The sequence below is a fragment of the Pauljensenia sp. UMB1177 genome, assembly GCF_030217965.1.
GTDB classification, from domain to species: domain Bacteria; phylum Actinomycetota; class Actinomycetes; order Actinomycetales; family Actinomycetaceae; genus Pauljensenia; species Pauljensenia turicensis_A.
Genome location: NZ_JASOOV010000026.1, coordinates 1 through 286 on the forward strand (window position 1 = coordinate 1; position 286 = coordinate 286).

The window sequence follows — 286 nt, forward strand, 5'->3', positions numbered from 1 at the left end:
TAACCTCACCCCGTTCCTCTGGGATAAGCTTTTCGCCGCTGCTACTTTCCAGGGACTACGTTTCCCCGAGCATATTCACCGCGGGGAAGTTCAGGTTGTTGCCGCGATAGCGCTTTCCCGGGCCCGGCGCGTCACCTCAATTCCCGATGCCCTGGCCAATTACGTGGTGGGCACCCAGTCTCTCACTTGGGGTCGCGTTCCCGATCCGCAAGAATACGAGGATGCCGCACGGTTCCTAGCCAAGCAACTCGGACCGGAATGGATGGCAGAACCGGAGAACCTTTCC

The 286-nt window shown here is 59.4% G+C and carries 1 protein-coding gene; it reads left to right on the forward strand.

The features are described from left to right. Nucleotides 1-286, forward strand: a 286-nt coding sequence (locus QP442_RS08440; protein WP_285069786.1) for a hypothetical protein, incomplete at both ends; no start/stop codon positions are given.